The organism is Haloarcula nitratireducens (assembly GCF_019599505.1).
On sequence record NZ_RKLT01000023.1, the window covers coordinates 1 to 25,518 of the forward strand.

At 59.6% G+C, this 25,518-nt stretch carries 32 protein-coding genes and 1 pseudogene; 22 read left to right on the forward strand and 11 right to left on the reverse strand.

Annotated features, from left to right (window positions below; translation table 11 throughout):
• The coding region (locus EGH23_RS22175; RefSeq protein WP_220582175.1) for an HAD-IC family P-type ATPase at positions 1 to 575 on the forward strand (575 nt) is incomplete at its 5' end.
• A gap of 163 nt (positions 576 to 738) precedes the next feature.
• Positions 739 to 1,122: pseudogene (locus tag EGH23_RS22180) on the forward strand (hypothetical protein); the annotation flags it as partial.
• Positions 1,123 to 1,384: 262 nt separating this feature from the next.
• On the opposite strand, the gene EGH23_RS22185 reads toward EGH23_RS22180, so the two are convergent.
• The 4 genes from EGH23_RS22185 to EGH23_RS22200 form a co-directional block, all read right to left on the reverse strand.
• Positions 1,385 to 1,816: a type II toxin-antitoxin system VapC family toxin gene (locus EGH23_RS22185; RefSeq protein ID WP_220582219.1), complete on the reverse strand. Its 432-nt coding sequence runs from the start codon at positions 1,814 to 1,816 to the stop codon at positions 1,385 to 1,387.
• A complete protein-coding gene (locus EGH23_RS22190; RefSeq protein WP_220582176.1) occupies positions 1,813 to 2,061 on the reverse strand; it encodes an AbrB/MazE/SpoVT family DNA-binding domain-containing protein in 249 nt (82 codons plus the stop codon). The genes EGH23_RS22185 and EGH23_RS22190 overlap by 4 nt, the downstream gene beginning before the upstream one ends.
• A 554-nt stretch (positions 2,062 to 2,615) precedes the next feature.
• On the reverse strand, positions 2,616 to 3,176 hold the full coding sequence (locus EGH23_RS22195) for a class I SAM-dependent methyltransferase (RefSeq protein ID WP_220582177.1): 561 nt from the start codon (positions 3,174 to 3,176) through the stop codon (positions 2,616 to 2,618).
• A gap of 1 nt (position 3,177) precedes the next feature.
• Positions 3,178 to 3,618: a DUF302 domain-containing protein gene (locus EGH23_RS22200; protein ID WP_220582178.1), complete on the reverse strand. Its 441-nt coding sequence runs from the start codon at positions 3,616 to 3,618 to the stop codon at positions 3,178 to 3,180.
• A gap of 257 nt (positions 3,619 to 3,875) precedes the next feature.
• On the opposite strand from EGH23_RS22200, the gene EGH23_RS22205 reads away from it, so the two are divergent.
• From EGH23_RS22205 to EGH23_RS22245, 9 genes are all read left to right on the forward strand, one after another.
• Entirely contained in the window at positions 3,876 to 5,228 is a 1,353-nt protein-coding gene (locus EGH23_RS22205) for an FAD-dependent oxidoreductase (protein ID WP_220582179.1), read from the forward strand.
• Positions 5,225 to 6,475, forward strand: a complete 1,251-nt coding sequence (locus tag EGH23_RS22210; RefSeq protein ID WP_220582180.1) for a M20 family metallopeptidase — start codon at positions 5,225 to 5,227, stop codon at positions 6,473 to 6,475. Before EGH23_RS22205 ends, EGH23_RS22210 begins: the two co-directional genes overlap by 4 nt.
• Positions 6,476 to 6,571: 96 nt before the next feature.
• Positions 6,572 to 6,787, forward strand: coding sequence for a YgaP-like transmembrane domain (locus EGH23_RS22215; RefSeq protein ID WP_220582181.1), 216 nt, complete (start codon positions 6,572 to 6,574; stop codon positions 6,785 to 6,787).
• A gap of 5 nt (positions 6,788 to 6,792) precedes the next feature.
• Positions 6,793 to 7,386: a class I SAM-dependent methyltransferase gene (locus EGH23_RS22220; protein ID WP_220582182.1), complete on the forward strand. Its 594-nt coding sequence runs from the start codon at positions 6,793 to 6,795 to the stop codon at positions 7,384 to 7,386.
• A gap of 126 nt (positions 7,387 to 7,512) precedes the next feature.
• The gene (locus tag EGH23_RS22225; protein WP_220582183.1) at positions 7,513 to 7,749 is read left to right on the forward strand and encodes a sulfurtransferase TusA family protein; all 237 of its coding nucleotides are present in this window, start codon (positions 7,513 to 7,515) and stop codon (positions 7,747 to 7,749) included.
• On the forward strand, positions 7,746 to 8,891 hold the full coding sequence (locus EGH23_RS22230; protein ID WP_220582184.1) for an NAD(P)/FAD-dependent oxidoreductase: 1,146 nt from the start codon (positions 7,746 to 7,748) through the stop codon (positions 8,889 to 8,891). The genes EGH23_RS22225 and EGH23_RS22230 overlap by 4 nt, the downstream gene beginning before the upstream one ends.
• Positions 8,892 to 8,893: 2 nt before the next feature.
• Positions 8,894 to 9,520, forward strand: a complete 627-nt coding sequence (locus EGH23_RS22235) for a helical membrane plugin domain-containing protein (protein WP_220582185.1) — start codon at positions 8,894 to 8,896, stop codon at positions 9,518 to 9,520.
• 118 nt (positions 9,521 to 9,638) lie between these two features.
• Entirely contained in the window at positions 9,639 to 9,977 is a 339-nt protein-coding gene (locus EGH23_RS22240) for a thioredoxin family protein (RefSeq protein ID WP_220582186.1), read from the forward strand.
• 15 nt (positions 9,978 to 9,992) lie between these two features.
• Positions 9,993 to 11,111, forward strand: coding sequence for an aminotransferase class V-fold PLP-dependent enzyme (locus tag EGH23_RS22245; RefSeq protein WP_220582187.1), 1,119 nt, complete (start codon positions 9,993 to 9,995; stop codon positions 11,109 to 11,111).
• 127 nt (positions 11,112 to 11,238) lie between these two features.
• On the opposite strand, the gene EGH23_RS22250 is transcribed toward EGH23_RS22245, so the two are convergent.
• Both EGH23_RS22250 and EGH23_RS22255 read right to left on the reverse strand, forming a co-directional pair.
• Entirely contained in the window at positions 11,239 to 11,460 is a 222-nt protein-coding gene (locus EGH23_RS22250) for a HalOD1 output domain-containing protein (RefSeq protein ID WP_236045013.1), read from the reverse strand.
• A gap of 91 nt (positions 11,461 to 11,551) precedes the next feature.
• The gene (locus EGH23_RS22255; protein WP_220582188.1) at positions 11,552 to 11,797 is read right to left on the reverse strand and encodes a sulfurtransferase TusA family protein; all 246 of its coding nucleotides are present in this window, start codon (positions 11,795 to 11,797) and stop codon (positions 11,552 to 11,554) included.
• Positions 11,798 to 12,044: 247 nt separating this feature from the next.
• On the opposite strand from EGH23_RS22255, the gene EGH23_RS22260 reads away from it, so the two are divergent.
• The 8 genes from EGH23_RS22260 (at position 12,045) to EGH23_RS22295 (ending at position 19,183) form a co-directional block, all read left to right on the forward strand.
• A complete protein-coding gene (locus tag EGH23_RS22260; RefSeq protein ID WP_220582189.1) occupies positions 12,045 to 13,238 on the forward strand; it encodes an MBL fold metallo-hydrolase in 1,194 nt (397 codons plus the stop codon).
• Positions 13,239 to 13,246: 8 nt separating this feature from the next.
• A complete protein-coding gene (locus tag EGH23_RS22265) occupies positions 13,247 to 13,804 on the forward strand; it encodes a YeeE/YedE family protein (RefSeq protein ID WP_220582190.1) in 558 nt (185 codons plus the stop codon).
• A gap of 67 nt (positions 13,805 to 13,871) precedes the next feature.
• Positions 13,872 to 14,333 (forward strand): YeeE/YedE family protein, encoded by a 462-nt coding sequence (locus EGH23_RS22270; RefSeq protein WP_220582191.1) that lies wholly within the window; start codon positions 13,872 to 13,874, stop codon positions 14,331 to 14,333.
• A gap of 9 nt (positions 14,334 to 14,342) precedes the next feature.
• A complete protein-coding gene (locus tag EGH23_RS22275; protein ID WP_220582192.1) occupies positions 14,343 to 15,518 on the forward strand; it encodes an inorganic phosphate transporter in 1,176 nt (391 codons plus the stop codon).
• 324 nt (positions 15,519 to 15,842) lie between these two features.
• The gene (locus EGH23_RS22280) at positions 15,843 to 16,247 is read left to right on the forward strand and encodes a helix-turn-helix domain-containing protein (RefSeq protein WP_220582193.1); all 405 of its coding nucleotides are present in this window, start codon (positions 15,843 to 15,845) and stop codon (positions 16,245 to 16,247) included.
• A 163-nt stretch (positions 16,248 to 16,410) separates the two neighbouring features.
• A complete protein-coding gene (trxA, locus tag EGH23_RS22285) occupies positions 16,411 to 16,770 on the forward strand; it encodes a thioredoxin (protein WP_220582194.1) in 360 nt (119 codons plus the stop codon).
• A complete protein-coding gene (locus EGH23_RS22290; RefSeq protein ID WP_220582195.1) occupies positions 16,771 to 17,796 on the forward strand; it encodes an NAD(P)/FAD-dependent oxidoreductase in 1,026 nt (341 codons plus the stop codon).
• A 493-nt stretch (positions 17,797 to 18,289) separates the two neighbouring features.
• Positions 18,290 to 19,183 carry a sulfurtransferase gene (locus EGH23_RS22295; protein ID WP_220582196.1) on the forward strand — a complete coding sequence of 298 codons (894 nt, stop codon included), beginning with the start codon at positions 18,290 to 18,292 and terminating at the stop codon, positions 19,181 to 19,183.
• A gap of 232 nt (positions 19,184 to 19,415) precedes the next feature.
• On the opposite strand, the gene EGH23_RS22300 is transcribed toward EGH23_RS22295, so the two are convergent.
• Both EGH23_RS22300 and EGH23_RS22305 read right to left on the reverse strand, forming a co-directional pair.
• Positions 19,416 to 19,703 carry a DUF7521 family protein gene (locus EGH23_RS22300; RefSeq protein ID WP_220582197.1) on the reverse strand — a complete coding sequence of 96 codons (288 nt, stop codon included), beginning with the start codon at positions 19,701 to 19,703 and terminating at the stop codon, positions 19,416 to 19,418.
• Positions 19,700 to 20,059, reverse strand: a complete 360-nt coding sequence (locus EGH23_RS22305; protein WP_220582198.1) for a winged helix-turn-helix domain-containing protein — start codon at positions 20,057 to 20,059, stop codon at positions 19,700 to 19,702. Before EGH23_RS22305 ends, EGH23_RS22300 begins: the two co-directional genes overlap by 4 nt.
• Positions 20,060 to 20,225: 166 nt before the next feature.
• Between EGH23_RS22305 and EGH23_RS27320 the strand changes: the two genes are divergently transcribed.
• Complete coding sequence (locus EGH23_RS27320) at positions 20,226 to 20,669, forward strand: hypothetical protein (protein ID WP_425433266.1); 444 nt, start codon at positions 20,226 to 20,228, stop codon at positions 20,667 to 20,669.
• A 302-nt stretch (positions 20,670 to 20,971) separates the two neighbouring features.
• On the opposite strand, the gene EGH23_RS22315 is transcribed toward EGH23_RS27320, so the two are convergent.
• The 3 genes from EGH23_RS22315 to EGH23_RS22325 form a co-directional block, all read right to left on the reverse strand.
• Positions 20,972 to 21,904 (reverse strand): cytochrome c biogenesis CcdA family protein, encoded by a 933-nt coding sequence (locus EGH23_RS22315; protein WP_220582200.1) that lies wholly within the window; start codon positions 21,902 to 21,904, stop codon positions 20,972 to 20,974.
• A 232-nt stretch (positions 21,905 to 22,136) separates the two neighbouring features.
• Positions 22,137 to 22,874, reverse strand: coding sequence for a DsbA family protein (locus EGH23_RS22320; protein WP_236045014.1), 738 nt, complete (start codon positions 22,872 to 22,874; stop codon positions 22,137 to 22,139).
• 108 nt (positions 22,875 to 22,982) lie between these two features.
• On the reverse strand, positions 22,983 to 23,879 hold the full coding sequence (locus tag EGH23_RS22325) for a universal stress protein (RefSeq protein WP_220582222.1): 897 nt from the start codon (positions 23,877 to 23,879) through the stop codon (positions 22,983 to 22,985).
• Positions 23,880 to 24,165: 286 nt separating this feature from the next.
• Between EGH23_RS22325 and EGH23_RS22330 the strand changes: the two genes are divergently transcribed.
• Together EGH23_RS22330 and EGH23_RS22335 are read left to right on the forward strand one after the other, a co-directional pair.
• Positions 24,166 to 24,702 carry a hypothetical protein gene (locus tag EGH23_RS22330; RefSeq protein WP_220582201.1) on the forward strand — a complete coding sequence of 179 codons (537 nt, stop codon included), beginning with the start codon at positions 24,166 to 24,168 and terminating at the stop codon, positions 24,700 to 24,702.
• Positions 24,703 to 25,184: 482 nt separating this feature from the next.
• The gene (locus EGH23_RS22335; protein ID WP_220582202.1) at positions 25,185 to 25,379 is read left to right on the forward strand and encodes a hypothetical protein; all 195 of its coding nucleotides are present in this window, start codon (positions 25,185 to 25,187) and stop codon (positions 25,377 to 25,379) included.
• The last annotated feature ends 139 nt before the right edge of the window (positions 25,380 to 25,518 follow it).

The window sequence follows — 25,518 nt, forward strand, 5'->3', positions numbered from 1 at the left end:
CGGCGTTCGCACTGGCGGACGTCGTTCGTGAAGAAAGCCGGCAGGCTATCGAGGCGCTGCACGCGATGGGCATCGAGGTGGCGATGCTCACCGGTGACAGCGAGGACGTCGCGAAGGCCGTCTCCGAGGAACTCGGTATCGACCAGTACTTCTCGGAGGTGCTCCCGGAGGAGAAGGACACAAAGGTCGAACAGATCCAGTCCGAGGGGAAGCTGGTCGCGATGGTCGGTGACGGCGTCAACGACGCCCCCGCACTCACCAGAGCTGACGTGGGTATCGCCATCGGCTCGGGGACTGACGTAGCCATCGAGTCGGGCGATATCATCCTCGTCGACAACAATCCCCTGGATGTCGTCCGTCTCATCAAGCTCTCGAAGGCGAGTTACCGGAAAATGCAGGAGAACCTCGTCTGGGCGACTGGCTACAACGTGTTCGCGCTGCCCCTTGCCGCGGGAATCCTCGCACCCATCGGCATCCTTCTGTCGCCAGCGGTCGGTGCGGTGTTCATGTCTCTGTCGACGATTATTGTCGCCATTAACGCTCGGCGACTCAAGGGAGTCGATCTCTCCGCATGACGACGCTGATCCTCGGAGGCTACGGGTCAGTCGGCTACGATAGCGAAAGAGCTGGCCACTGCGCTTGACGACCCAAGCGGAATGGTCATCGAAGGTCACGACGGGAGAAGATTACCACCGTCGCTCCTGAGTCAAAGATCACGTCACTAGCGTAGCGTTTGATCAATCGGTCAGCGTCGCGAAGCGGTGGCCCGAGTTGGCGACTGAACGGACAGATGGCAGCGGCGTCTTCTTCACCAAGGACGATGTGGAGACGGCCCTGACCATCGAACTGGGGAAAGAGCCGCATCGTCAAACAGTCAAACGGGTCTGGGAGAAGCTGATCGAGATCGGCGGTGACGACCTTATCGAGAAGACCCGATAGGTCGGCCGGGACCAGACCCAGACCGAGTTGCTCGCGATGGGCATCGAGACTGCCGAGAGCTTAGTCGAGCGACGCTACGTTGGGCTGGGTCTTCTAGAGAGTAGTGACCGAAAGGCAACCACAGGTGGCGTCACGCCCGTTGTGTGGAGTCTTCGGGGTAACCCTGTGACGAGCCCGCTCTAAAGAGAGAATCGACAGAGAACCGGCGTCGATGGACGCGGTGGCACGTGCCCTGCTGCCGCTGGCGTTGCTGTTCGGTAGCTGCAGAAATCGGGAGCGACCAGTCTGAATCTCTGGTTCACAACGGGTGTGACGGACCGCCCGAGCAAAGAACGCCATTGAGCAGAGACCCTAAGAACCACTCGGTACAACTGCTAACTCTTCTTGCGATTGTCGTACAGTAGGACGGTTTCAGACGCCGCACTACCACCATAGCGTGTCGCGGTTACTGTTCAAACGGATTATCGGGGGTTGTGAGACGAGTGATCGCAGCGACACTGTCAAATCCGTCGTCGAAACTGTAGAGATAGTCAATCTCCTCTCGTTGCATCGCTGCGGCGATAATTGCATCGGTCAAGGAGAGTGACTCGTATCGCCGGAACAACGAGCGGCCGGCGTCGAAGTCAGCCTTCGGCGTCTGCCGCAGTGAGAATCCACTGCTCTCGATAAGTGCATCGAGCGTGTCGGTAGCCACATCGTGTCCACCCCTCGCCTGAAGGTAATTGAGTGTCTCTTCGAGTACATCGCTCAGGACGTACGCCGTTGGGAGTGTACCCTGGTCGATAGCTTGTACGATCGCTGCTCCACGCTCGTGATTTTGATCGCGCGTGAGGCGGGCTGCGATGAGAATATTCGCATCGACGACGACGGCCATCAGTAGTCGCCCGCAATAAGGTCGTGATCGTCGGCAGCGTCAGTCGATTCGCCGATATCGACTGGCTCAAGTTCCGAAAACGCACCATACTGTTGCTTCACGAGTTTGACTGAGAGTTGCCCGTCTTCGTCGACGTGCCACCGTAGTTTGTCGCCAGCTTCGACACCCGCCTCTCGTCGGATTGCTGCTGGGACTGTCACCGAGTAGCTCTCGTTCACCGTCGTTTCGTCTTCGACCTCGTGAGACATAGACGCGACTTCGGCGTGGTCACAAAAATAATTTGCCCCCAAATTTGTCTGCTGTATCGGCACAGAGTGCAGCAACCGAGAGTGACCCCTTCTTGCAGGAGTGGAGTGAGTGTTCGTCACACGAACGGAGCGACCAGGCCCGAACTCCTCTTCACAACGGGTGTGACGGGCTTCCAAGTCCGGCCCGCCTCTGGGAGAGATATTCGGAGCTACTGGCTCTGTTACGATCTATGAGTTCGATACCCTTCCTGCTGAAACAGCCGTTCAGTAGATGTGCGTAGTAGGAGACAGGAGCTCACGAATAGGGTTTCGGAAAAAGGGGTGCTACAAGACACCACGGGAGGCGACTTTTAACGAACGTGCAGCGAAACTCGATTGTCCGCGCTCGACCGTCTCATACAGGCTTCGCAAAGCCGAAGCGGTACGCGTCGAATCATGTATTCGACGATATGGTATGAGTGATCTCTCGTCCAATACTGTCCTTACTCCGACCTGTACGTCGTTCCCAGGTCGCTTCAAAGTCGTGATATTCTCCACCTAGGTGGAGGAAGATGTCAATCGGCGGTTGCCGTCACCAGGAATGTTTCTGGTCGCACCGCCTCAAACTCGACTGTGAACCCGTGCTGACGTAGCGCGCTTGACGTCTCAGCGGCGGAAAACCGCTCGTCGACGGGTGGGCCGTGGCTCCCATTTCCAGAAGCTGCCCAGTCAACGATAACGAACGTCCCCTGTGGCTTGAGCACGCGTGTGATTTCGCTCAACGCCTGCTCGCTCGCGAACTCGTGGTAGGTCATCGTCGAGAATACAGTATCGAGGCTATCGGTCTCGAGCGGGAGGCCGTCGACGCCACTCGTCACTAGGTCGACGTTCTCGGGGACACCCTTCTCCCGGTAGTAGTCGTGCATCGCTTCTTGGATGTCGACAGCATACACATGGTCGACAGCCGGTGCGACGTCGTCGGTGTAGAACCCGGTCCCGCTCCCGAGGTCCGCGACCGTTTCGTCACCGTCGGGTGACAGGGCCCAGCAGAGCTCTTCCGCTGAGAGAAACTGGTACCGTCGCTGTGCGTCTTCGAGTTTGTCAGCACGGTCGGCGTCGAACGTATGATGCCCCATCTTAGAGGTTCTCGAAGGCTTCGTCGACGAGTTCGCCGGTGTCGGCGACGATGTCAGCCATCTCCTCGTTGTCGGGCGCCATCCCGACCAGGCGCGCGATACGCATGATGGAGACGTGGTAGACGAGCTGCTTGTCGGATTCCTCTTCCCAGATGACGACGTTGCAGGCCATGAGAGCACCGAGCTTGTTGTCGGTCGCATCAAGGGCGCGGTCGGCGACCTCGGGGTTGCACGCGCCAAGCACGTAGTAGGGGTCGCGGCCCGCATCGATCTTCTCATTAAGCATTTCCGAGGGAGAGAACTCGACAGGGACGCCGAAGCCGGCGTCGGTGAACACGTCGCGGACGTGTTCGATGGCGTCTTCGTGGCTCATTTCGAGGGTTGCCTGTTTTTCGCCGATGTCCTCAGGATTGATCTGGCTCGGATCGATTGGGAGCGCCATTCATGTACTATATTGGGTCTAAAGAACAAAGCTCTTCGGATACTCTTCCGAAAGAGCGCAGTATCTGTCAATTGAACTGCTTCAGACCGCTCTAGTGAAAAGGGTATCTTTGGACTGCATTTGAACCTCAAGTTTCCATGGCCGAATACTTGACCGAGATCCACTCCGGATAAGGTCTCTTCGAGCCGCATAGCCGAGCTTTGTAATATTGTGGATTTCGCGAAATACTTTTCGCATCGTCGCACCAATCTCAAGACATGAGCGACACGTTTGTGGTCGTCGGCGGTGACGCTGCGGGGATGAGCGCCGCGAGCAAGGCCAAGCGCGAAGACCCAGAGATGGACGTGGTCGTCTTCGAGAAGGGCGAGTGGGTGTCCTACGCGGCCTGCGGAATGCCCTACTACGTCAAAGGCGAGGTCGAGGACCTGAACGACTTGGTCACCGTGACGCCCGAGGAGTTCCGCGACGAGCGCGATATCGATCTCCGGACCGGCCACGAAGTCATCGGCATCGACCCCGGGGCCGAAACCGTCACCGTCAGCGGTGATGGCAAGACGTTCGAACAGCCCTACGACCACCTCCTCATCGCGACGGGCGCAAGCGCTATCGAACCACCGTTTGACGGACTCGGCCTCGACGGCGTGTTCACCATTCATGCCATGGACGAGGCCGACGCTATTGAGAACTACGTCGCTGCACACTCACCCGACTCCGCAGCTATCGTCGGCGGCGGGTACGTCGGCATCGAGATGGTCGAGGCGCTGTCGGCACACGGCATCGACGTCCACCTCTACGAGATGCTGCCACACGTCCTCCAGCCGTTCGGTGAGGCGGTGGCAGAAGCCGTCGAGGATCATCTCCGGGAGCAGGGAGTCCAGTTGCATCTTGCCACCGCCGTCTCGGGCTTCACGGGTGCCGAGCGGGTTGAACGTGTTACCCTTGATGACGAATCCCATCCCGCCGATATTGCCATCGTCGGCGTCGGTGTCGAATCGAACACCGACCTCGCGGCAGACGCCGGCATCGAGCTGGGTGAAACCGGGGCAATCGCGACCGACGAGTACGGCCGAACGAACTACGAAACTATCTACGCTGCGGGCGACTGCGCGGAGGCACGCCACGTCGTAACCGGCAACTCGGACCACGTGCCGCTGGCGCTGACGGCTAATCGCGCCGGCCGAGCCATCGGCCAGACCGTCGCCGGCAACCCGGAACAGGTCGGAGAGATTGCCGGGACGGCCATCGTCAAGGCGTTCGACCTGGGTGCCGCCCGGACCGGAATCGTCGACGAGGAGCAGGCTCGAGAGGCTGGTTTTGACCCCGTCTCGATGACGATATCGGCACCGACGCGGGCCCACTACTATCCCGGTGCTTCCGAACTCACGGTCACGCTGCTGGCCGACCGGGACTCCGGTCGGTTGCTGGGTGGGAGCGTGGTCGGTCAGGAAGGCGCGAAGCGCATCGACACGGTCGCGACGGCACTCACAGCCGGTATGACGGTGACCGAGCTCCGGAACGCAGACCTAGCGTACGCGCCGCCGTTCAGCCCCGTTTGGGACCCGATTCTCACGGCGGCGAAAGTCCTCGAGGGAGAGGTAGCGGACGAATGAGCGACACGACTCTTCCCGAGTACGTCCGAGCACACCGCGAGGATCTGGTCGCGCTCACCCTCGATCTCCTTGGGATTGATACGTCGAACCCGCCCGGCGACACGCGTGAGATCGTCTCCGAGATCGAGCAGTTCCTCGACCCGCTTCCGTACGACGTCGAGCGTCTCGTAGCCGATCCGGCGAAACCGAACCTCCTCGTACGGGTCCCCGGCCAGACGGACCATACGCTGCTGTACAACGGACATCTTGACACGGTGCCGTTCGATGCCGACGCGTGGACATACGACCCACTCGGCGAACACGTCAATGACCGGGTGTACGGCCGTGGCGCGACCGACATGAAGGGGGCCGTGGCGTCGATGCTGTTCGCGATTCAGGCCTTTGCAGCCACTGATGCTGTTCCACCCGTCGATCTGTTGTTCGCCTTCGTCAGCGACGAAGAGGTGGGTGGTGACGCCGGTCTCCCATCGCTGCTGGAGGACGGACGACTCGATGCGGACGCGTGCGTGATCGGCGAACCGACCTGCGAGGCAGGCCGGCACTCAGTGACGGTCGCCGATCGGGGGAGCATCTGGTTGACGCTCGAAGCGAGCGGTGAGGGGGCCCACGGCTCACGGCCACCACTCGGCGTGAATGCAATCGACCGACTGTACGAGGCGGTCGAGACCATGCGTGAACGGTTCGGTTCCAAGCGACTCGAGATTGCCGCTGACGTAGTCCCGATCATCGAGGAATCGATCGAGTATTACGCGTCGTCGATGGGCGAGGACGTCGCTCGTGAGCTGTTCTGGTACCCCTCGATCAATCTCGGCGTCCTCGAAGGTGGCGACGCCATCAATAGCGTCCCGCAGTCTGCCCGCGCCGAGGTCGACGTGCGGTTGGCAGCTGGTATCCACACTCCCGACGTGCTCGCGGAGATTCGCGACTGCGTTGCCGACTGTGAGGGGATCACGATTGCGGACGTATCTTGGAGTGTCGGCACCGCCGAGGTGCCCGACAGCCCGCTCGTCGAGGCCGTCGCGTCGACGGCAGCGGCTGTCACAGGTACCCGGGTTTACCGCCGGAGTGCTACAGGCGGTGGTGATGCGAAGAAACTCCGGAACGCGGGCATCCCAACCATCGAATTCGCGCTCGGAACCGACACCGTGCATGCACCCGACGAGTACGTCCCTGTCGACCTACTCGTCGAGAATGCAATCGTCTACACACAGCTTCCATCCGCGTGGCGGTCCCAGATCAAGCAGTAGCGACCCGGCGACACGATATATCTGCCGTCAGAACGTCTCAAGTGCCAGTCTGTTCGTCGGGAAAGACTTAGGTAACTGTATTGTGTAATTGTGGATATGATGAACAATATTAGTGCGACGGACAGGCGAACTCGGACTGTCGTCGGGTTCGCGGTTGGGCTCCTCGGCCTGGTGACACTCGGCGGGCTCCTGGAACTCGGGGCGATGTTCGGCGCAGCGCTGTCCCTGGCGGGCCTCATCCTCGTCGGCACTGGGCTCGTTCGAGTGGGTCCCCTGTACCGTCCGTCGAGTATCGATACGTCCTGCCCCTGATAGCGATGGAGCGGTTCCAGAACACCGGCCAGCCAGACTGGGGCTGGTGGAGCAAGCTCTGGCCGACGCCCGGTGCGACACTCCGGAAGCTCGGTATCGGGGCTGGCGAATCGGTCGCTGAAGTGGGATGTGGAAGCGGGTACTTCGCGTTGCCGGCCGCCCGCATCATCGAGCCGGGATCGGTGTACGCGCTGGACCTCGACGAGGACCTACTCGCCGAACTCAATCGACTCGCAGACCAACAAAATATCGAGAACGTCGTCCCGATTCACGGCGACGCTCGAAACCTGTCCGCGGTACTCCCCGAACGTGTCGATACACTGGTCGTGGCAAACACGTTCCACGGCATCGACGACCAGGCGGGGTTTGTCCAGAACGCTTTCGACGCAGTCGAACCTGACGGGAGTCTCGTGATCATCAACTGGCACGAGCGACCGCGCGAAACAACGACTGTCGAGGGTGAGCCCCGTGGGCCCCCGACGAAACTTCGAATGACGCCCGGAGAGACCGAAGATACCGTGCGCTCGTCGTCGGCGTTCGTGTTCAATCGGCATGTCGATCTGCCGCCGTATCACTACGGGCTCGTGTTCGAGCGATAAGTTCTCCCGCTTTCCTGTGAGTCTCCGGCTGCCACACTGACTACCGTATGCACGGATTTTCAGAATCTTGGAATCACCGCACAATACTAATACAATTCACTTCCAACTACCACCTGTGAGGCATCTATGACTGACATCGAACCTGACGAAACCGTCGATGCCAGAGGCGCAGCCTGCCCTGGTCCATTGATGGACCTCATCGGAAAGATTCGGAGTGCCGAATCCGGCGACGTAATCCGGCTCCTGAGCGACAACAACCAGTCGCTTACCGACGTTTCCGAGTGGGCCGAGGAAGCCGGCAACGAACTGCTCGCCGTCGAAGAGTTCGACGACTACAACGCGTTCTACGTGGAGAAAGCGTGACCGAGCACGTCGTCATCGTCGGCGGCGGGACCGGTGGAACTGTCCTCGCGAACGACCTCGCCGACCGGCTCGAACCCGAACTTGGCACCGGCGACGCCCACATCACGCTGGTCAACGATGATCCCGATCACGTCTACAAGCCGGTCTGGCTGTACGTGCCGTTCGGTCAGCGCGAACCGGGCGACGGCAGACGCCCGCTCGACGGCCTCGTCGACGATGCGGTCGACCTGAAGATCGACCGCGTGTCCGACATCGACACCGAGTCCCAGCGGCTCCAGTTCCACGGTAGCGCCCCGTCAGTCGACTACGATTACCTCGTGTTGGCGACCGGGTCGACGCTGGAGCGCGACCAAATTCCCGGACTCAGGGAGGGCGGTCATAACTACTACAGCGAGTCGGGCGCGACCGCCCTGCGCGACGAACTGCTGGAGTTCACCGAGGGCGACCTCGTGTTGAGTGTCATCGGGACTCCCCACATGTGTCCGGCGGCACCACTGGAGTTCGTCTTCATGGCTGACGACTGGCTCCGCGAGCGGGGCTTGCAGGAGGACGTCGATATCACCTACACGTATCCCATCCAGCGCGTCCACGGCAACCCCCACATCGCCGAGTGGGCCCGCCCGATCATGGAGGAACGCGGCATCCAGGTAGAGACGTTCTTCAACGCCGAAGAGGTCGACTCCGAGGCGGAGACTATCACGTCGATGGAGGGAACCGAACTCGACTACGACCTCCTCGTGACGATCCCGCCCCACGGCGGCGTCAACCTGATCGAGGAGGCGGGGCTCGGTGACGACGGCTGGGTCGACGTCGATAAGCACACGCTGGAAGCCGAGGCCGCCGAGAACGTCTACGCGCTCGGGGACACCGCCGACACCGGTGTCCCGAAGGCGGGCAGCGTCGCCCACTACCAGGCCGGCGTCGTCGGGCAGCGCCTCGCCAGCGAGATTCGGGACCGCCCGGCGACGGCGACCTACGACGGGAAGACCCTGTGCTTCATCGAGACGGGGATGGATGCGGCGTCGTTCGTCGAGTTCGACTACGAGAATCCGCCGTCGCCGGTACCGTCCTCGGAGAAGCTCCACTGGTCGAAGCTGGCGTACAACGAGTCCTACTGGCTGACTGCACGAGGGCTACTCTGATCATGTCGGAACAGCAAGATACTGAGCAGTCCGAGCTGGAGGCGGCGATTGAACAGAACCCCGAGGCGGTTGCCGAGTTCGTGGACCGCCTCGGCGCCGTCAACGAGCTACTGGACGTGCTCTCGCTGGGTGAGAGCGCGCTCGACGACGAGATGGTCCGCGAGCTCTCGGCCACGGGGTCGACGCTCGCGGAGTCTGCCGACGGGCTGGCGACCGACGAGACGGTGGCGCTAGCCGAGACAGTTGGAGAGAACGGCGACGACCTGCGTGAGGCACTCGATACGTTGCTCGCGCTCCAGCGGAGCGGCACGCTCGACGAACTGGCCGAGCTCGCGGAGGTCGGCTCACTGGCGACCGCGGCGCTCGACGACGAGATGGTCAGGTCACTAGCCGGTACCGGCGCCGCGCTGGGCGAGGTCGCACAGACGGCTTCCGACGGCGACACTCGTGACGGCATCGAGACGCTGCTAAAGGGTGTCGGTGAAGCGGAACGCGAACCGCCCGAGCAGGTCGGGGCCGTCGGCCTGCTTCGCGGATTACGTGATCCGGATGTCCAGTACGGACTGGGCTACCTGCTGGCGGTTGCAAGCGCAATCGGCCGTGAGTATGCCGACGGGGAATCACACTAGCGGGCGGCTTCCGATTCACTTCACTCTCTCACTCAATGCCGTCGAGGGATTAACCGCGCCGGTCTGTATTGCACGCTTAGCCCAAGACTATTAACTATCCGACGCGTAGAGTCTGGTAATGGCAACACAGACAACGGAGATGGACAGCGTGGTTTCGCTCGGTGGTGACGAAATCGAGACGGTCGTCGAAAACAGTAGCGTCGCGCTCGTGGAATTCTACACAGAGTGGTGCGGCACCTGCAAACGAATGGAGCCGGTTCTCGAAGCACTCGCGGAAGACACTGACGCGACGATCCTGACGATCGACATCGAATCGAATCTCGAAACGGCGATCGAATTCGGTGCTCAGAGCGCGCCCACGTTCGTCTTGTTCGTCGATGGGCAACCGGTGAAACAACTTCGAGGCGGCCAGAACGAACAGACACTCCGCGACCTGATCGCCCAGTATCGCGACTAACTCACCGGAAACGACATGAATCCCAGAGAACTTCGCGCCGACACGCCTGCCCTGCACGAAGATGTCTACCTGAATTTCGGTGCTCATGGGCCGAGCCCACGATACGTCGTCGAAGCCGCCGACGAATTCGTACGGTCACACGAGTACGAAACGAGTACTCGAAACGACCCCTACGAGGTAGCGTTCGACGCATACGACCGAGTGCGGGAGCGCGTCGCCAGTTTCGTCGGTGCGAACGACGACGAGATCGCGCTCACGGAGAGCACGACCGCGGGCATCAACGCCGTCGCGAACGCTATCGACTGGGAGCCCAACGATACCGTTGTTCGGACAGACCTCGAGCACCCGGCCGGGACGCTCCCATGGCAACGCCTGAAACGGGAGGGCGTCGACGTTCGCGTCGTCGAGACCGAAGAGGGTCGCGTTGATCTCGACGCCTTCGCTGAGGCCGTCGACGACGCGCGCCTGGCGTGTTTCAGTGCGGTGACGTGGACGCACGGCACCCGGTTACCCGTCCCTGACCTCGTCGATATCGCCCACGAGGCTAACGCGTTCGCCCTCGTCGATGCTGTGCAGGTGCCGGGACAGCTTCCGATAAACGTCGGCGAATGGGGTGCGGACGCCGTCGCGGCTGCTGGCCACAAGTGGCTATTAGGGCTGTGGGGTGGCGGCTTCCTCTACGTCGACCGCCAAGCCGCTGACTCCCTTCTGCCCACTACAGTTGGCTACCGAAGCGTCGAAACGCCGACTGCAGACCCCTACGAGTTTGCGCCCGGCGCCCGACGGTTCGAGATTGGGTCGTCTAACCCGGCACCACACGTTGCCTTGGCTGAGGCCATCGAGGCAATCGACGAGGTCGGAGTCGACCGTATCGCTGACCGGATCCAGGAATTGGCTGGCCAGCTGGCCAATGGCATCCCCGACGATCGACTTCTCAGTCCGATAAACCCCGAGTCGGGACTCGTGACCATCGACGTGGACGACCCCGAAGCGACGGTCGACCGACTCGCGTCAGAGGGAATCGTCGTTCGTGCCTTGCCGACGCCGAACGCCGTCCGCGCGTCGGTCCACGCGGTCAACACTCGCGCTGAGGTCGATAGGCTGCTGGACGCCCTCGAACCGGAGTGGACCTGACGCAATCATCGTTCTCCGCGGGAACCCGCAACGACAGTTTCTCACGGTCTACTTGTTGAAACCGGACAGCGCTGCTGAAGTGGTGGTCAGCGGGATACTGCACACGGGGGAGAAACGGCGGTCTGCTTCAGTCGACATGCACGCGACCGCTTTCATCGACGACGACGTCGTGACCGCGATACGTGAAGCGAATCTCGATGTCAGATATCGTCGAATCCTTAATCAGCGTTTCTAGTGCATCCGAATCGACAACCTCTGCTAGTGGCGGTTCGAGTGTGACCGGCTCACTGCCCTCTTCCTCCGCGACGGCGTCAACAATCCGGGAGACCGGGTTTTTGAGTTTGGTCATCGGAAATTAGACGAGGAGCTGTATATCGGCGTCAGCCATGTCCTGGTGGGCGTGTCGTCAGCCGACGCGTCGGGTGTGTCCGTGCTCATCGTCACTCCGTCTTGCGGACGTAGTGTTTGTACACGTCGTCGCCCTCAGTTTGGTCGACGAGTTCAACGCCCTCGGTACCGTCGGCCCAGCCGTCGATGTCGCTCATGCTTCCAGGGTCGGTCGCTAGCACTTCGAGGACTTCTCCCTCAGCGAGATCGTCGATGGCGGTTTTCGTCTTCACCACTGGCATGGGACACGATACCCCTTTCACTTCGAGCGTCTCCGTAATGTCGAATTCAGCACTCATTGGTTATCTGCTCCGAAAGTCTGTATTGGAGCTATCGCACAATACCACCTAGCCAAGTAAAATATTGTCGATTCTTGTGGATGACGATAACTACTGTGGGCCCGCATTAAGGCGTCGGAACATTCTCAGGCCCTAAAAGACGTTTTAATCGAGTTGATACGCGTTCTCCCGCTAGCAGTATTGTCCATAATAGGAATTACTATGCAAATCCTTTTGTGCGTCCACCCAGTAGAAACGACTGTACAACATGAACGCCGACGACTTCCCGACTCCGGACGTCGACGTCGAATCCGTCGACCCGGAATCGCTCAAGGACCGTATCGACGCCGGTGAGGACGTCACACTCCTCGACGCGCGCATGCAATCGGACTACGAGGAGTGGCGGATCGACGGCGAGAACGTCACGTCGATCAACGTCCCCTATTTCGAGTTCCTCGACGACGACATCGACGACGCCGTCCTCGACCAGATCCCCGACGACCGCGAGGTGACCGTCCTCTGCGCGAAGGGCGGCGCCAGCGAGTACGTCGCGGGCACGCTCGCGGAGCGCGGGTACGACGTCGACCACCTCGAAGAAGGAATGAATGGCTGGGCGAGCATCTACGAGGCCGTCGAAGTCGAACGCTACGACGGCGCCGGTACGCTGTTGCAGTACCAGCGGCCGTCCTCGGGCTGTCTCGGCTACCTCCTCTACGACGACGACGAAGCCGCGATCATCGACCCGTTGCGGGCGTTCACCGACCGCTACCTCGAGGACGCCGACGACCTCGGTGTCGACCTGCAGTATGCGCTGGACACTCACATCCACGCAGACCATATTTCGGGCGTGCGCGATCTCGACGCGGAGGGTGTCGAGGGCGTCATCCCCGAGGCAGCCGTCGACCGCGGCGTCACCTACGCGGACGAACTGACCATGGCCGAGGACGGCGACACCTTCGACATCGGCGACGCCACCATCGAGGCCGTCTACACGCCCGGCCACACGACCGGGATGACCTCGTATCTCGTCGACGACAGCCTGCTCGCGACCGGCGACGGGCTGTTCGTCGAGAGCGTCGCCCGCCCCGACCTCGAAGAGGGCGACGAGGGTGCGCCAGATGCCGCGCGCATGCTCTACGAGTCCCTCCAGGAACGCGTGCTCGCGCTGCCTGATGACACGCTCGTCGGTGGCGCGCACTTCAGCGACGCCGCCGAGCCCGCCGCAGACGGTACCTACACGGCTCCCATCGGCGAGCTCGTCGAGGAGATGGGCGCACTCACGATGGACGAAGACGCGTTCGTAGACCTGATCCTCTCGGACATGCCGCCGCGACCGGCCAACTACGAGGACATCATCGCGACGAACCTCGGGCAGAACGCCGTCGACGACGAGAAAGCGTTCATCCTGGAACTCGGGCCGAACAACTGTGCCGCCAGCCAGAACTCGCTCGCGGGTGACTAACGACGCCGATGGTCACTGACCCTGTACTGCTCCAGGCGGTTGCCGACCTCTTCCCCAACGGGATCAGCCGGTACGCCGTCGGCGGCCTGCTCGTCGGCCTCGGGACCGTCCTGATCTACATCGGAACGGGGATCCCAGCCGGGGCGAGTACGTTCCTGGAGTCGACGCTGTCGTACGTCTCTGGCCAGTCCCGGTTCCAGCAGTACGTCGGCTCGCGTGACTGGCGGCTCGTGTTCACGGCCGGCATCATCCTGGGCGGCCTAGCGTTCGCGGCGACGTTCCAGTCCGGTCTGGTCACAAGCTCGCTGTACGAACCCGGTACGACCGGCCAGCTGTACGAGGTCGCCGGCGTGACACTCTGGATGACCGACGTCCAGCCGTGGCGGCTGTTCATTGGTGGCATCCTAGTCGGCATCGGAACCCGGATCGGCAAGGGCTGTACGTCCGGACACGGCGTCTGTGGCGTCGGCTCGGCGTCGAAGACGTCGCTGGTCGGCGTACTGACGTTCCTGACCGTGGCGATCGGGACCGCACAGGTCGTCGCCGCGTTGGGGGTGAGCCCATGAGCTGCGAGACGCAAGCGGAGCGAGGGTCTCGAAACGCGCGAACGGGAGCGACCGGAGGGAGCGACACGTGAGCGAGGACCGGCATCCGCTGTTCAAGCCGTTGATCTTCGTCGGCGGCCTGATCTTTGGGTTCGGACTCGGGTTCAGCCACATGGCGCGGCCGGAGGTAGTGCTGAACTTCCTCCAGTTCGACGACCTCGGACTCCCGTTCGTCATGTTCGGGGCCGCAATCGTCTCCGGGATCGCGTTCGCCCTGCTACCCCGGATTCGGGACGCCGCGCCCCTCACGAGCGACCCCTACGAGCGGCGCCTGAAGCCGTTCGACCGGAACGTCCTCGTCGGCGGCGCCGTCTTCGGCGTCGGCTGGGGACTCTCCGGCATCTGCCCGGGCGCGGCCTACGCCAGCCTCGGCGTCGGCAACGTCACCATCCTCTGGGCGCTCGCCGGCATGTTCCTCGGTGCGTACGCGCAGGGCTACTGGCGGAGTCGGAGTCAGGCGCAGGACACCGCTGCGACGGGTGCAGACTAACCCATTTCTATGGACTTCCCTCTCATCGCCCTCTTCATCGGTGCTGCACTCGCGAGCCTGTTTATGGCGTGGGTCATCGGCGCCGGGTCGAGCGGCGCGACGCCGTATGCCCCTGCTGTCGGCGCAAACGCTATCGTGACGATGCGCGCCGCCTTTCTAGTCGGCATTTTCGGCTTCGCCGGTGCCGTTACTCAGGGCGGCAACGTCTCGGAAGCCATCGGTAGCGGCCTCGTCGGCGGCATCAGCCTGCCCATTGCCGGTGTTATCCTCGTGCTCGTGTTGGGAGCAGGGTTGATGGCGATCGGCATCACGACCGGCTATCCGATCGCGACCGCGTTCACCGTAACGGGTGCCGTCATCGGTGTCGGGCTTGCACTCGGTGGGACGCCGATCTGGTCGAAGTACCAGCAGATCGCCGCAGTGTGGGTGTTGACACCCTTCGTCGGCGGCGGCATCGCATTCACCATCGCGAGTCTCCTCCCACGTCCAGATATTCCCGAACGGTACAGTATTCCCGTCCTCGCCGGCCTCGTCGGGGCCGTTCTTATGAACGTCCGGTTCAGCTTCCTGGGTGAAGGGAACGCGTCGGGGACTGTCCGTGGTCTTGGACAGCGCGTGCTGGCAGTTGAGGGGCTCGCCTCAACGGTCGGCATTACCGGCCTCATGGCGCTGGCCGTCGCGGCGGTCGTCTGGTGGGACGTTAGTCGCGACGAACGCGGTGGCCTGCGACGCGTGCTGCTCGCACTCGGGTCGCTTGTCGCGTTCTCCGCGGGCGGGAGTCAGGTCGGACTTGCCGTCGGGCCGCTGCTGCCGCTGCTTAACGAGATGGGGATGGTTTCGACGTTCGCCGTACTCGTCGGTGGCGGCCTCGGAATGCTCGTTGGCTCATGGACGGGTGCGCCGCGGATGATTAAGTCGCTCGCCCAGGACTACTCGTCGCTTGGCCCTCGGCGCTCCATCTCGGCGCTTGTCCCGTCGTTCCTGATTGCACAGCTGGCAGTCCTGCTGGGAGTCCCGGTTTCGTTCAACGAGATCGTCGTCAGCGCCATCATCGGAAGCGGCGCGGCGGTCGGCGGTCGTGAGGCGGTGGATGCACGAAAAATTCTCGTGACGCTCGGAGCGTGGGCAGGTTCGTTCGTCCTGTCGTTCGCGCTCGCGTACGCCGCTGCGTTCTTCCTACTATGATCCAGAGATGAGTCAGATGAATTATTTAATGGGTGAGACAACTGAACTCGGTCAACAGAATCCGCAAGCATCTCGGGCAGTTCTTGCTGCATGTCCTGTTCGTATGCACGACCGGACAGATCGGATTCGAACGAACTGTCGTCTTCTACGGATGGGAGCTTGACCGATTCGCTCGAATGTGACCATATTCTCTGTAAACATCCTTGGGGCGAGAGGTAGTTACTCACGGGTTGTTCCTATTTCACGTATCGTAATTCCTCGCGAAATTGTGCGAACTGTGCAAAAGTCTTTTAACGGCACAATCCCTACGTAGAATCGATAACGATGCCAGATTCGATGTCTGAACAGCTCCGTCAGGACATGGAATGTGAGGGGCTACTCGAGTGTTTCCATGGTCTCAAAGAGCTCGATAAGACATGCTACCGAGCACTCGTCGAGGTTGAGGAACCGCTAACCGTCGATGAAATCGCTGATGCTGTCGACCGTGAGCGTTCCACTGCGTATCGGGCCGTCCAGCGGCTGCTGCAGACCGGCTTTATCGAGAAAGACCAGATCAACTACGATCAGGGCGGCTACTACCACGTCTACTCGCCGACGGATTCTTCCAAGATCGCCGCTGACATGCAGCGCTTGCTCAACGACTGGTACGCAAAGATGGGGCAACTCATTCAGGAATTCGAGACCAAATACGAACAGTCCGAGACTGCAGTACCGGCCGCCGAAAGTTAACTTACCTACTTCTTTCTGTGTCGGGGCCCGATATTCTCGACAGTGAACTGAACTTCGCGTAAGGCTGAGTTACGACTGATATTTCGCACTGGAAGTCGGTATTGTTTAGTATTGTATATATTAACCAATACTCTTAATTAGCGCTGGCACATACGTACTGGTGATGGCAACTGACACTGCATCTGACACTGGCACCGCGGCCGCGAACGAACCCATCTACGTCGACGACCAGTCCCAGCTTGACGACGTCGTCGCAGAGCAGGACGTCGTCCTCACAGATTTCTACGCCGACTGGTGTGGCCCCTGCCAGATGCTCGAACCTATCGTCGAGACGCTGGCTGCCGAGACCGACGCGACCGTCGCCAAAATCGACGTCGACGCCAATCAGCAACTCGCTGCTGCCTACGGCGTTCGAGGCGTTCCAACACTCGTCCTATTCGCCGACGGTGAACAGGTCGAGGAAGTCGTCGGTCTCAAGGGTGAAGACGAACTCCGAGCACTCATCGAGTCCTACACTAAATAAATGACTGAGGACGTCCACGACCTCGTCATCGCTGGCTCAGGCGTTGCTGGCCTCTCGGCAGCGGTCTACGCTGCGCGCGCCGACCTCCACCCCCTTGTCCTCGAGGGCGACGAACCGGGCGGCCAGCTCACACTGACGACCGACGTTGAGAACTATCTCGGCTTCCCCGATGGCGTCGGCGGCATGGATTTCATCCAGCGCGGGAAGGAGCAAGCCGAGCAGTTCGGCGCACAGTTCCAACACGGCCGCATCGAGGATGCGGTCCTAGACGAGCAGCCGCTGGAGCTGTCGCTGTCGAACGGCGATACGATCTACACACGGTCGCTGATCGCGGCGACCGGCGCGAGCGCACGCTGGGTCGGAGCGGAGAACGAAGACGAACTGATGGGCCACGGACTGTCGACGTGTGCGACCTGTGACGGGGCGTTCCACCGCGGTGATGACGTCCTCGTTGTCGGTGGTGGCGACAGTGCAATGGAAGAGGCATTGTTCCTCGTGAAATTTGCCGACTCCGTGACAATCGTCCACCGCCGCGAGGAGCTATCTGCGTCCGAGATTATGGCCGACCGCGCCCGCGAACACGACGACATCCACTTCCGCTGGAACACAGAACTCGAGACCATTCACGGCTCCCAAGAGACTGGCGTCACCGGCGCCACACTCGTTTCCCACTCAGACGGATACCCCAGAGAGCAGGCCGAGTCCGGCATCGACGTCGAACGAGAGACCGTCGACGTCAGCGGCGTGTTCTACGCCGTCGGTCACACGCCGAACACGCAGTTCCTTGACGGCACCGGCGTCGAACAGGACGAGAGTGGCTACCTCTTCACACAAACCGACGGCGCTGGTCGACCCACAGCCCGGACAGCAGTCGAGGGGGTGTTCGCTGCTGGCGATGTCGCTGACCCCCGCTATCGGCAGGCGATCACATCCGCCGGCACCGGAAGTATGGCTGCGCTCGATGCCGAAGCATTCCTTGAGACACTTCAAGACCCAGACGAACCGACGTCGACCATGACAGCGTGACTTTTCTCGGCCGCTCAAGTTTACCTCTTCATTCACGACTGCCGTGGCTCGTGGTTTTGTTGCCGCTGCTCTTTTGGTGCCTTCTGCCTTCCGATGCACTGTAGTGGTACTACCTTGATCACGACCAACCCTCTATTCGATTACTGACCATCTTTCCAATGAGTTATCCGGTCTACTCGATACACGATTTCGGTCGACGACTGACTAAATCCATCATTTCCTATAATAATTCATAGAAGTACAGCGAGTCTCGAACATTTTGCTTCGTGATCGCGGCTCATCCTGAATGTATATTGTCCAGAGCGTGCAATTCTATCGCGAAGAGATAGAATGGAAGTCGGCACCAAGACCGATCTCTGTGTATATAAGGAAATAAAAAAGCAGTTATACCTTCGAGAGCGGTAGTGGTATACGAGACAACGGTCTCTAATTGATAACCGGTTTTGCTCCAGATGAGCACTACTAAATGGGTTCGCCGACCTAGGAAACACGTATGAGTACCAACGACTACGCGAGCGATGCACTCGTCTCGGCGGAGTGGGTCGACGATCACCTCGATGAGTTTGGTCGCGACGACCCCGAGTACCGACTCGTTGAGGCGGACATCGACTACGACGAGTCGTACGCGGAGGGACACATCCCGAACGCCGTTGGGTTCCGATGGGGGACGCACCTTCAAGATTCGATCCAGCGGGACATTCTGAAGCGCGACGCGTTCGAGGACATCATGGGAGAGGCAGGAATCACCGAGGACTCGACCGTTGTGCTCTATGGCGACGAGTCGAACCAGTGGGCCGCATACACCTACTGGCAGTTCAAGTATTACGGCCACGACGACGTCCACCTGTTGAACGGCGGCCGCGCCTACTGGGAGGACAACGACTATGAGATGACGACCGAGGAGCCCGACTTCCCCGAACGGGAGTACGACGCCGGCGGCCCGTTCGACGGGATCCGGATCTACCGCGAGGGAGTCGAGGATGCGGCCGAGATAGGCGTGCCGCTAGTGGACGTTCGGAGCGAGGAGGAGTACCGCGGCGAGAAGATCGCTCCTGAGGGGAGTCCCGAGACTGCACAGCGAGCCGGTCACATCCCTGGGGCAGAGAACATCACGTGGAGCGAGAATCTCGCCGAGGATGGCCGGTTCAAGACGCGCGAGGAGTTAGAAGGGATGTACGACGAGTACGGTGTCACCGACGACAGCGGCGTTATCACGTACTGTCGTATCGGCGAGCGCTCGTCGATCACGTGGTTCACCCTCCACGAATTGCTGGGGTACGATGACGTCCGGAACTACGACGGCTCGTGGACCGAGTGGGGCAACCTCATCCGCTCGCCCGTCGAAGTGGAGACGGACGACCCCGCGACTCGCGCAAACGAAGGATAGGCCAACCGCTGTCCACCCTCGATTTTCGGTCGTATTCGACACTCAATACGGGGAGACGAGCATAGAACGAACCACGTAGCTCACCGTCGTCGTGCCGCTGAGATCAGAGAGCGTTAGTCCGGACAGCCGTCGTCGACGATTGGAGTCCGGAATCCTCGGCGACGCTAGTGCGAATAGGCACTATCCGTCGACTACTGGTAGAGTGTCTGTGAGAGCGACCCCACTTAGGGAATCAGACGTTCTGTGTCTCCGGACCGGCCAGAATAGAGCGTAAAATCAGTAACATTCCAAACGAGACGAGCACTGCTTGAACGACGGCCGCTGAAAACAACGATGTCCCCAGCATCCTGTAGACGAGACCTTCGCAGATAGCGCCAACGCCGATGAAAATGAACCCAACCGCCACATAGAACATCGGGGAGCTATCACTCCGCTGGTACGCATAGAAGGCCAGATATGCAACTGAAAGACTCAGTAACAGCGTAATCAGTTTAACGGCAATGATTGGCAGACTAATCATGTGCTTTCTCGGAAATTTTCCCAGAGAGCGGTGAAGTTGTCCGCAAGTTCATCACGCGTTTCGACGGATAAGTCGAGGTCCCCCTCCGAGATCGATACATGGAATGCGTCAATCGTCGTTTCGAATAGCTGCTTGTGTTCGCCACCGGAACCGACCGTCGAATGGACCGTAACGAGGTCGTGTTCTCGTAACGTAGAGAGCCGACGGTAAATCGTCGCCAGTGACGCATCACATACGTCGCTGAGGTCTTTGGCCGTCCGTGGCTCCTCGTCGGCCGCAAGCAAAATCATTCGCGAGTAGTCGTCCGCAAAAACTTGCAGGAGAGCCGCAGGCGAATCGTTCTCTCCACGCTCCATATGTTCGCTTATCGCGTCACGTGTAAAGAAGCGGTGGTTCTCCCACTAATGGCGCGGGGGAGTACAGCATACCGATATCGGAGGCTGTGACTGCGGCAGAGGCTTTTCTACGAACGAGCAAACAGCCGGTTTGCTTTACGTTCTCCAGCGCAAAGCAGGGAGACGAATGAACTCACCTTCGAGGCGACACCTCAAGGCGGCGGCCGTTAGCGCGGGCTCATTCGTACTCTTTGGCGTCGTGACTGGCTTACTTCCGAATCCAATCTATGTTCGGATGATCCCACGGACTACACTTGATTATCTATTTCTCGCACTCACAGCCGGATTCCTGGGCTTCTATACGCTCCAGCGAACAACCAGGAAGTCCAGGGATGGGAAGACTGCAACGGCGAGCGCCGCCCTTGGCTTTCTGGCATTTGGCTGCCCGATCTGCAATGCGTTCCTGCTTGCCCTGTTTAGCAGCTCTGCGCTCATGACGTATTTCAACCCCCTCCGGCCCCTGCTGGGCGTCGTGAGTGTCATACTCTTTGCCGGACTCCTCTACGTCCGCTCGCAGCGCACCTGCACTTCCTGTGATGTCACGTCGCAGCAATCGAAAACGCACCAATAACGCCTAGACTATGTCAGACGCGTCCAGAGATTCGACCGACGAGACGAACTCGACGAGCCGATGGCCGCTCCTCGGACTCGGCGGCGCAGTAAGTCTCTGTTGTCTCTTTACTGCACCGGCAGCGACTACTGCTGTCGGAAGTACGATTGCCGGTGGGACAACAGCAGCGCTTGGTGGCGGGTTCATACGCATCCTCGTATCAGCAGTCACGGTCGCCGGTATTGGACTCGCTCTCCGCTTGTTGACTGACTCACAGTCCTGTGAGACGTAGCGCTGAATGGAGCTTGAAGAGTCGTAGCGTATCAGCCCACGAATCCGCTTGCTGGGAGATGCCTGAAAGAGCGAAGCGAGTACCAGGTCACGTATATCCCGATTATCACAAAGGCGGTACTTCCCACGAGACGTGCTGGGCGACCATACTGCCCGAGTGAGACGGTGTTGCCAGTAACGCGAGCGGCAACGCTGACACCGAGAACGAGCGTTCCCATGCCGGCCGCAAAGGCGCCGAACACAGCGAGCCCCTCGACGAATCCTGCCGTAGTAAACGACGTGAGAACCATCCCCAGAAAGACAGGGAGGTTACACGCCAGACTTCCGATCCCGTAGACGATACCGAAGCCGACGAACGCGGGAATTGTCGTGGCCCCTCGCTCAGGTAACCGAGCCGACCGTATCGGTGAGATATCGTAGTAATACATGATGCCCACGCCGATCAAGAGTGGGCCCACGAGGAGCTCCATCGAAACCAAATACGGCTTGATCCAGTGGCCGATACCGAGGACGACCGCGCCAATTAGCAGATAGACGGCAATCACGCCGAGTGTCACGAACCCGCCGACGCGAAGCCCGTCACGAACTGCTCGTTGTCCGAGCGCCAGTAGCATGAGAACGGTGCCGATGACGACAACTGCGACCGGGGGCAAGTAGCTCCCTGTTCCCAGTTTCGCAAGGGGGACGATTAGCTTGTAGCCGGGGAGCAAGACACGGATACCAGCCACCGCCATGTAAAATAGTGGAATCGCCCCAACGAGAAACACGACGATGCCGTGAACGAGGACTACTGTCCGAAGCGGTCCACGTTCTACATCTTCTGTCTGGTCGGTCTGGCTCGAATCGTGCGTATAGAAATACGAGAGGTACGCTGGGAGGAGGCCGACGCTACACGGCGCGAAGAACATCAATACGCCTGCAGCATATGCGGCTGCGAGCAACGATGGCGACGAAAACAGTGCCATCAGTTACGCCTCCCCGCCGACTGGTGGAACGATACAGTACCACAGGAGAGTAATGTCAAGGAATCTCCAACCCGAACTTAGCATCCGGGTTGCGTAGTTCGGGAACGAACTCAAACTGAGGCCGACGTTGGTCACCGTGGTCCCTCCGATAAACAAGAGTGCCCGCGGTGTAGTTGTGAGTAGATGAGTGCTGTAATGAGTTGTTCACTGTCGGATGACAGTCGCAAGCCGGTCATGCGTTTTTCGCCCGTGTGATCGCCGCGTCGAATCGGCTGTACGGCTGTGCGCCGACGAGTTTTCCCGCCGCATCGGCGTCCCGGTTATACAAGATGAAGACCGGCGTGCCGCGAATGCCTAACCTCACTGCCTGATTCATCTCCTCGTTTATCCTCGTCTCGATATCACTTCGGCTCTCGTTCAGACACGATTCGACAGCGCTCGCATCGACACCGTCGACATCCCTCGTAATATCGAGGAGATTCGCCTTCGATGCCCAGCCTTCGTTTTCCGACCCCTGTTTATCAAACAGTGTCGAATGCCATCGCCAGTATGCTTTCGGGGAATCGTTTCGCACTTGCCGCCAGACACAGCGGTCCATCACCGCAGCGGTCATCGATGCTTCTCCGATGTATGGATATTCGAGGAACACGACCCGGACAGTCCCGGCTTGAACGTAGTTCCTGATGATTTTCGGAAACGCGTTCTGTTCAAATTGGCGACAGAACGGGCACTGGTAATCCGTCCAATAGTAGATGTCGACCGGCGCATCGAGAGCGCCCATAATTGGATGACCCCCAAGCTCGATCCCGAAGCCAGTCGTGGCAGAGCTAGCGTGAAACTGGGCCGTCACCGATGTCGTCTGCTCTGACTCAAGCGTGGACGCACCATAGACAATTCCGCCACCTGCGATAATCGTGCCGACACCGCCAAAAATAGCCCGACGCCGCGTTACTGAGTCAGGGAGTTCCATATTACAACCTCGGCGGCTTTCTTATAAGTTGGAACTGACGATTTGCCGAACCTGCAAAAAGCCTCCCTCTGCGGTATCCTACTCTAAGTTGGTCGATACTGCTATGGGTCAATCAGACCGCTTAACCACGAGAACCGGAACGTCAACGGTCCGAAGTACGGTAGACGCAACACTGCCGAGAAGTTGGCGTTTGAGATTCGACCGGCCGTGTGACCCCATTACGACGAAATCGATTTCGTTTTCCTCGACGTACTCACGGACACCGGCAGCCGCCCCCTTGAACGACGCGGTCCGTTCGACGGCAGTCTCAACAGTCAAATTGGGGGTAGATTCCTCAATATTGCTTGCAACGCTGTCCACGGCGTCTTGTCCTCTCGCGTCGAGCCGTTCGAGGAATTCTTCTTCGAGACCCCCCGCGTTGAACGGGCCTGCTGCTGCCTGAATATCCACGACGTTCAACACGTGCACGTCAGAACCGTAGCGCTGCGCGATGGCTGTTCCGTAGGGAACCGCTGCTTGAGCGTTTTCACTACCGTCTGTCGTGATGAGAACTCGTGAGTGATCTGTCTCCCTCTCGCCTTCGTTGTCGTCGCCCGAGATGACGAGCACGGGGACGTCACTTCGATGGAGGATCCGTTCGGTAACACCGCCCAAGAGACGCCGACCGAGCCCGGTCAATCCCCGTCTTCCGACGACGATCAAGTCCGCGTCCTGCTCGTCTGCGAACTCGCTGATTCGGACAGCGGGCTTTCCTTCGAGCAGTTTCGTGGTAACGGTCTGGTCGAATTCTGACGCCAGCCCCTCGATCTCCGTAAGGGTCATCTCTCCACGTTCGTGCAGCTGAGTTTTCTCAGCAGACGTTTTAGTGAGCCGAACTGCTCTCTGTGGGACAACATAGAGGACGGTGACGGTCGCGTCGAAGGCCCGAGCGAGTTTGAGTCCACGTCGTGCTGCTTGCCTCGCTTCGTCACTTCCATCCACAGCGATTACGATATGGTCATACATCTTGGATGAAATTTCGGAGGCTACGTCCTTCATCGTTTGGCAGAGTGACCACGACCACACGAACGAAGCGCGGTAGAGGAGCCGAGCCACTGTCCACAGTACCCGAGTTACTATGAATCACCCCGTCGATTATTGAGACATGACAGACCGCATTCTCTCGACGTGGTGCGTGCCTTCATTTTATGCGAAGGGAGAGTAACAGTCCCTTCAGCAGGTGTGCGGATCGCTCAAACGGCTCTTTGATTGACCCAGAGATATATTCAGGTATACCGGTTATCTATTGGACATGAACCGTCGTCAATTCCTCATCGCAGGGGGTGGGACTGTCGTAGCGTTGGCGGGCGGCACAGCGGTCGCAGATGCAACAAGAGCAGATATTCTCGCTGATACCGAACTGACTCGAGGAGAGGGAGAAGCCATAACAATAGCAAAAACGATTAGCCGTGAGTCAGTAGAGTATCTGGAATCGACGAATACTGTCGAAGAGAACGGCCATACTCAACCATTCAATAAGTGGGCACGGAGAGAGTGTGCGGGGATCGGGGCAAACGAAATCGTCCCAGTTGTCGATGACCGTCTCGAAACGACAGTAGCGGGTGTTGGTTCAGGAGTCCGGTATCTGATTTTCGGCCCCGTCATTACTGGTGACCATACTGTTACCCGAAATAGAGACGGCTCGATAGGTAGCGAACCGAACGTAACGCTCGAACAACTCACTTCGGTGGCACCTCGGACAATAACAGTCACTGTCACCCTCGCCGGACAACAGCTCACAACGGAGTTTCCTGTCGGGGTAGGGCATAGCGAGGTATCTATCGACTGATTACAAGTAGTGGAGATCTCCTCTGTACCAATCATCTGCGTTTTACGCGCATCTATTCCTGAGGCGTCTCAGCATGGCCGTGTTTAGTTAAGCGTGAAAAGTGAGGCGGACGGATTTCTTGGTGCCTATGCCAGAAATCAGCCGCCTCAGCGGGAATAGAGACTGGCGATTTACAGGCGATCGGTAGTTTCGATTGTCAGTGTATGTTCAGTCGCATCTTGGTGACGTTCCGCTTTCGATTCCGCTGCGGTTCGTGTTGGATGGGAACCGATCTGTCCACACTCTTCACAGGTAACCTCGTACATGTACTCTCCACAGAAGTTCATGATTATTAATAATTCATAAATTACCAGCGTAGGGCCGTCCTTGAGGACTGGTAACGAATCACAAATAGGCGTAGACACTATCTTCGGATTGTAGCGACTGTCTGAAAGTGTCGCATACGGTGAATATTCTTTATCTAGTAACACACTTAGCTAGCTATGCCAGAGATTACCACAGTGGCAGGGGGTGAGCGCCCGAGTACCGAAGAGAGGAAGATAGCATATCGGTCGGGAATGTACGACGACCGATACACGTTCGAGTCTCGAGACGCGCGGGATATGCGGCTCATGACAACGCTCTATCCAGCGTATCCGTTCGAGCAGTATCAGTTCGGAGACGTGACACGGTGTTAGCGGAAGCCCACCCCTTCAGGGGTGGGAGGGAGTCAAACGGTGATGCCGACCCACCATTCTGTAGTGAGAAGAACCTATGAAAGCACAACGACTAGCGGTTTCAATATCACTGCTGAACTGGAAGTAGATACGAACGACA

Bases quoted from the DNA above. Each gene is read 5' to 3' on its own strand.
- EGH23_RS22235 (WP_220582185.1), top strand. From the start codon at position 8,894: ATGTCGGAACAGCAAGATACTGAGCAGTCCGAGCTGGAGGCGGCGATT.
- EGH23_RS22225 (WP_220582183.1), top strand. From the start codon at position 7,513: ATGACTGACATCGAACCTGACGAAACCGTCGATGCCAGAGGCGCAGCC.
- EGH23_RS22275 (WP_220582192.1), top strand. From the start codon at position 14,343: ATGGACTTCCCTCTCATCGCCCTCTTCATCGGTGCTGCACTCGCGAGC.
- EGH23_RS22200 (WP_220582178.1), bottom strand. From the start codon at position 3,618: ATGGCGCTCCCAATCGATCCGAGCCAGATCAATCCTGAGGACATCGGC.
- EGH23_RS22320 (WP_236045014.1), bottom strand. From the start codon at position 22,874: ATGGAACTCCCTGACTCAGTAACGCGGCGTCGGGCTATTTTTGGCGGT.
- EGH23_RS22260 (WP_220582189.1), top strand. From the start codon at position 12,045: ATGAACGCCGACGACTTCCCGACTCCGGACGTCGACGTCGAATCCGTC.
- EGH23_RS22335 (WP_220582202.1), top strand. From the start codon at position 25,185: ATGCCAGAGATTACCACAGTGGCAGGGGGTGAGCGCCCGAGTACCGAA.
- EGH23_RS22280 (WP_220582193.1), top strand. From the start codon at position 15,843: ATGCCAGATTCGATGTCTGAACAGCTCCGTCAGGACATGGAATGTGAG.
- EGH23_RS22220 (WP_220582182.1), top strand. From the start codon at position 6,793: ATGGAGCGGTTCCAGAACACCGGCCAGCCAGACTGGGGCTGGTGGAGC.
- EGH23_RS22305 (WP_220582198.1), bottom strand. From the start codon at position 20,059: ATGGAGCGTGGAGAGAACGATTCGCCTGCGGCTCTCCTGCAAGTTTTT.
- EGH23_RS22215 (WP_220582181.1), top strand. From the start codon at position 6,572: ATGATGAACAATATTAGTGCGACGGACAGGCGAACTCGGACTGTCGTC.
- EGH23_RS22255 (WP_220582188.1), bottom strand. From the start codon at position 11,797: ATGAGTGCTGAATTCGACATTACGGAGACGCTCGAAGTGAAAGGGGTA.
- EGH23_RS22290 (WP_220582195.1), top strand. From the start codon at position 16,771: ATGACTGAGGACGTCCACGACCTCGTCATCGCTGGCTCAGGCGTTGCT.
- EGH23_RS22240 (WP_220582186.1), top strand. From the start codon at position 9,639: ATGGCAACACAGACAACGGAGATGGACAGCGTGGTTTCGCTCGGTGGT.
- EGH23_RS22265 (WP_220582190.1), top strand. From the start codon at position 13,247: ATGGTCACTGACCCTGTACTGCTCCAGGCGGTTGCCGACCTCTTCCCC.
- EGH23_RS22315 (WP_220582200.1), bottom strand. From the start codon at position 21,904: ATGGCACTGTTTTCGTCGCCATCGTTGCTCGCAGCCGCATATGCTGCA.
- EGH23_RS22330 (WP_220582201.1), top strand. From the start codon at position 24,166: ATGAACCGTCGTCAATTCCTCATCGCAGGGGGTGGGACTGTCGTAGCG.
- EGH23_RS27320 (WP_425433266.1), top strand. From the start codon at position 20,226: ATGAACTCACCTTCGAGGCGACACCTCAAGGCGGCGGCCGTTAGCGCG.
- EGH23_RS22325 (WP_220582222.1), bottom strand. From the start codon at position 23,879: ATGTATGACCATATCGTAATCGCTGTGGATGGAAGTGACGAAGCGAGG.
- EGH23_RS22300 (WP_220582197.1), bottom strand. From the start codon at position 19,703: ATGATTAGTCTGCCAATCATTGCCGTTAAACTGATTACGCTGTTACTG.
- EGH23_RS22190 (WP_220582176.1), bottom strand. From the start codon at position 2,061: ATGTCTCACGAGGTCGAAGACGAAACGACGGTGAACGAGAGCTACTCG.
- EGH23_RS22210 (WP_220582180.1), top strand. From the start codon at position 5,225: ATGAGCGACACGACTCTTCCCGAGTACGTCCGAGCACACCGCGAGGAT.
- trxA (WP_220582194.1), top strand. From the start codon at position 16,411: ATGGCAACTGACACTGCATCTGACACTGGCACCGCGGCCGCGAACGAA.
- EGH23_RS22205 (WP_220582179.1), top strand. From the start codon at position 3,876: ATGAGCGACACGTTTGTGGTCGTCGGCGGTGACGCTGCGGGGATGAGC.
- EGH23_RS22195 (WP_220582177.1), bottom strand. From the start codon at position 3,176: ATGGGGCATCATACGTTCGACGCCGACCGTGCTGACAAACTCGAAGAC.
- EGH23_RS22245 (WP_220582187.1), top strand. From the start codon at position 9,993: ATGAATCCCAGAGAACTTCGCGCCGACACGCCTGCCCTGCACGAAGAT.
- EGH23_RS22250 (WP_236045013.1), bottom strand. From the start codon at position 11,460: ATGACCAAACTCAAAAACCCGGTCTCCCGGATTGTTGACGCCGTCGCG.
- EGH23_RS22295 (WP_220582196.1), top strand. From the start codon at position 18,290: ATGAGTACCAACGACTACGCGAGCGATGCACTCGTCTCGGCGGAGTGG.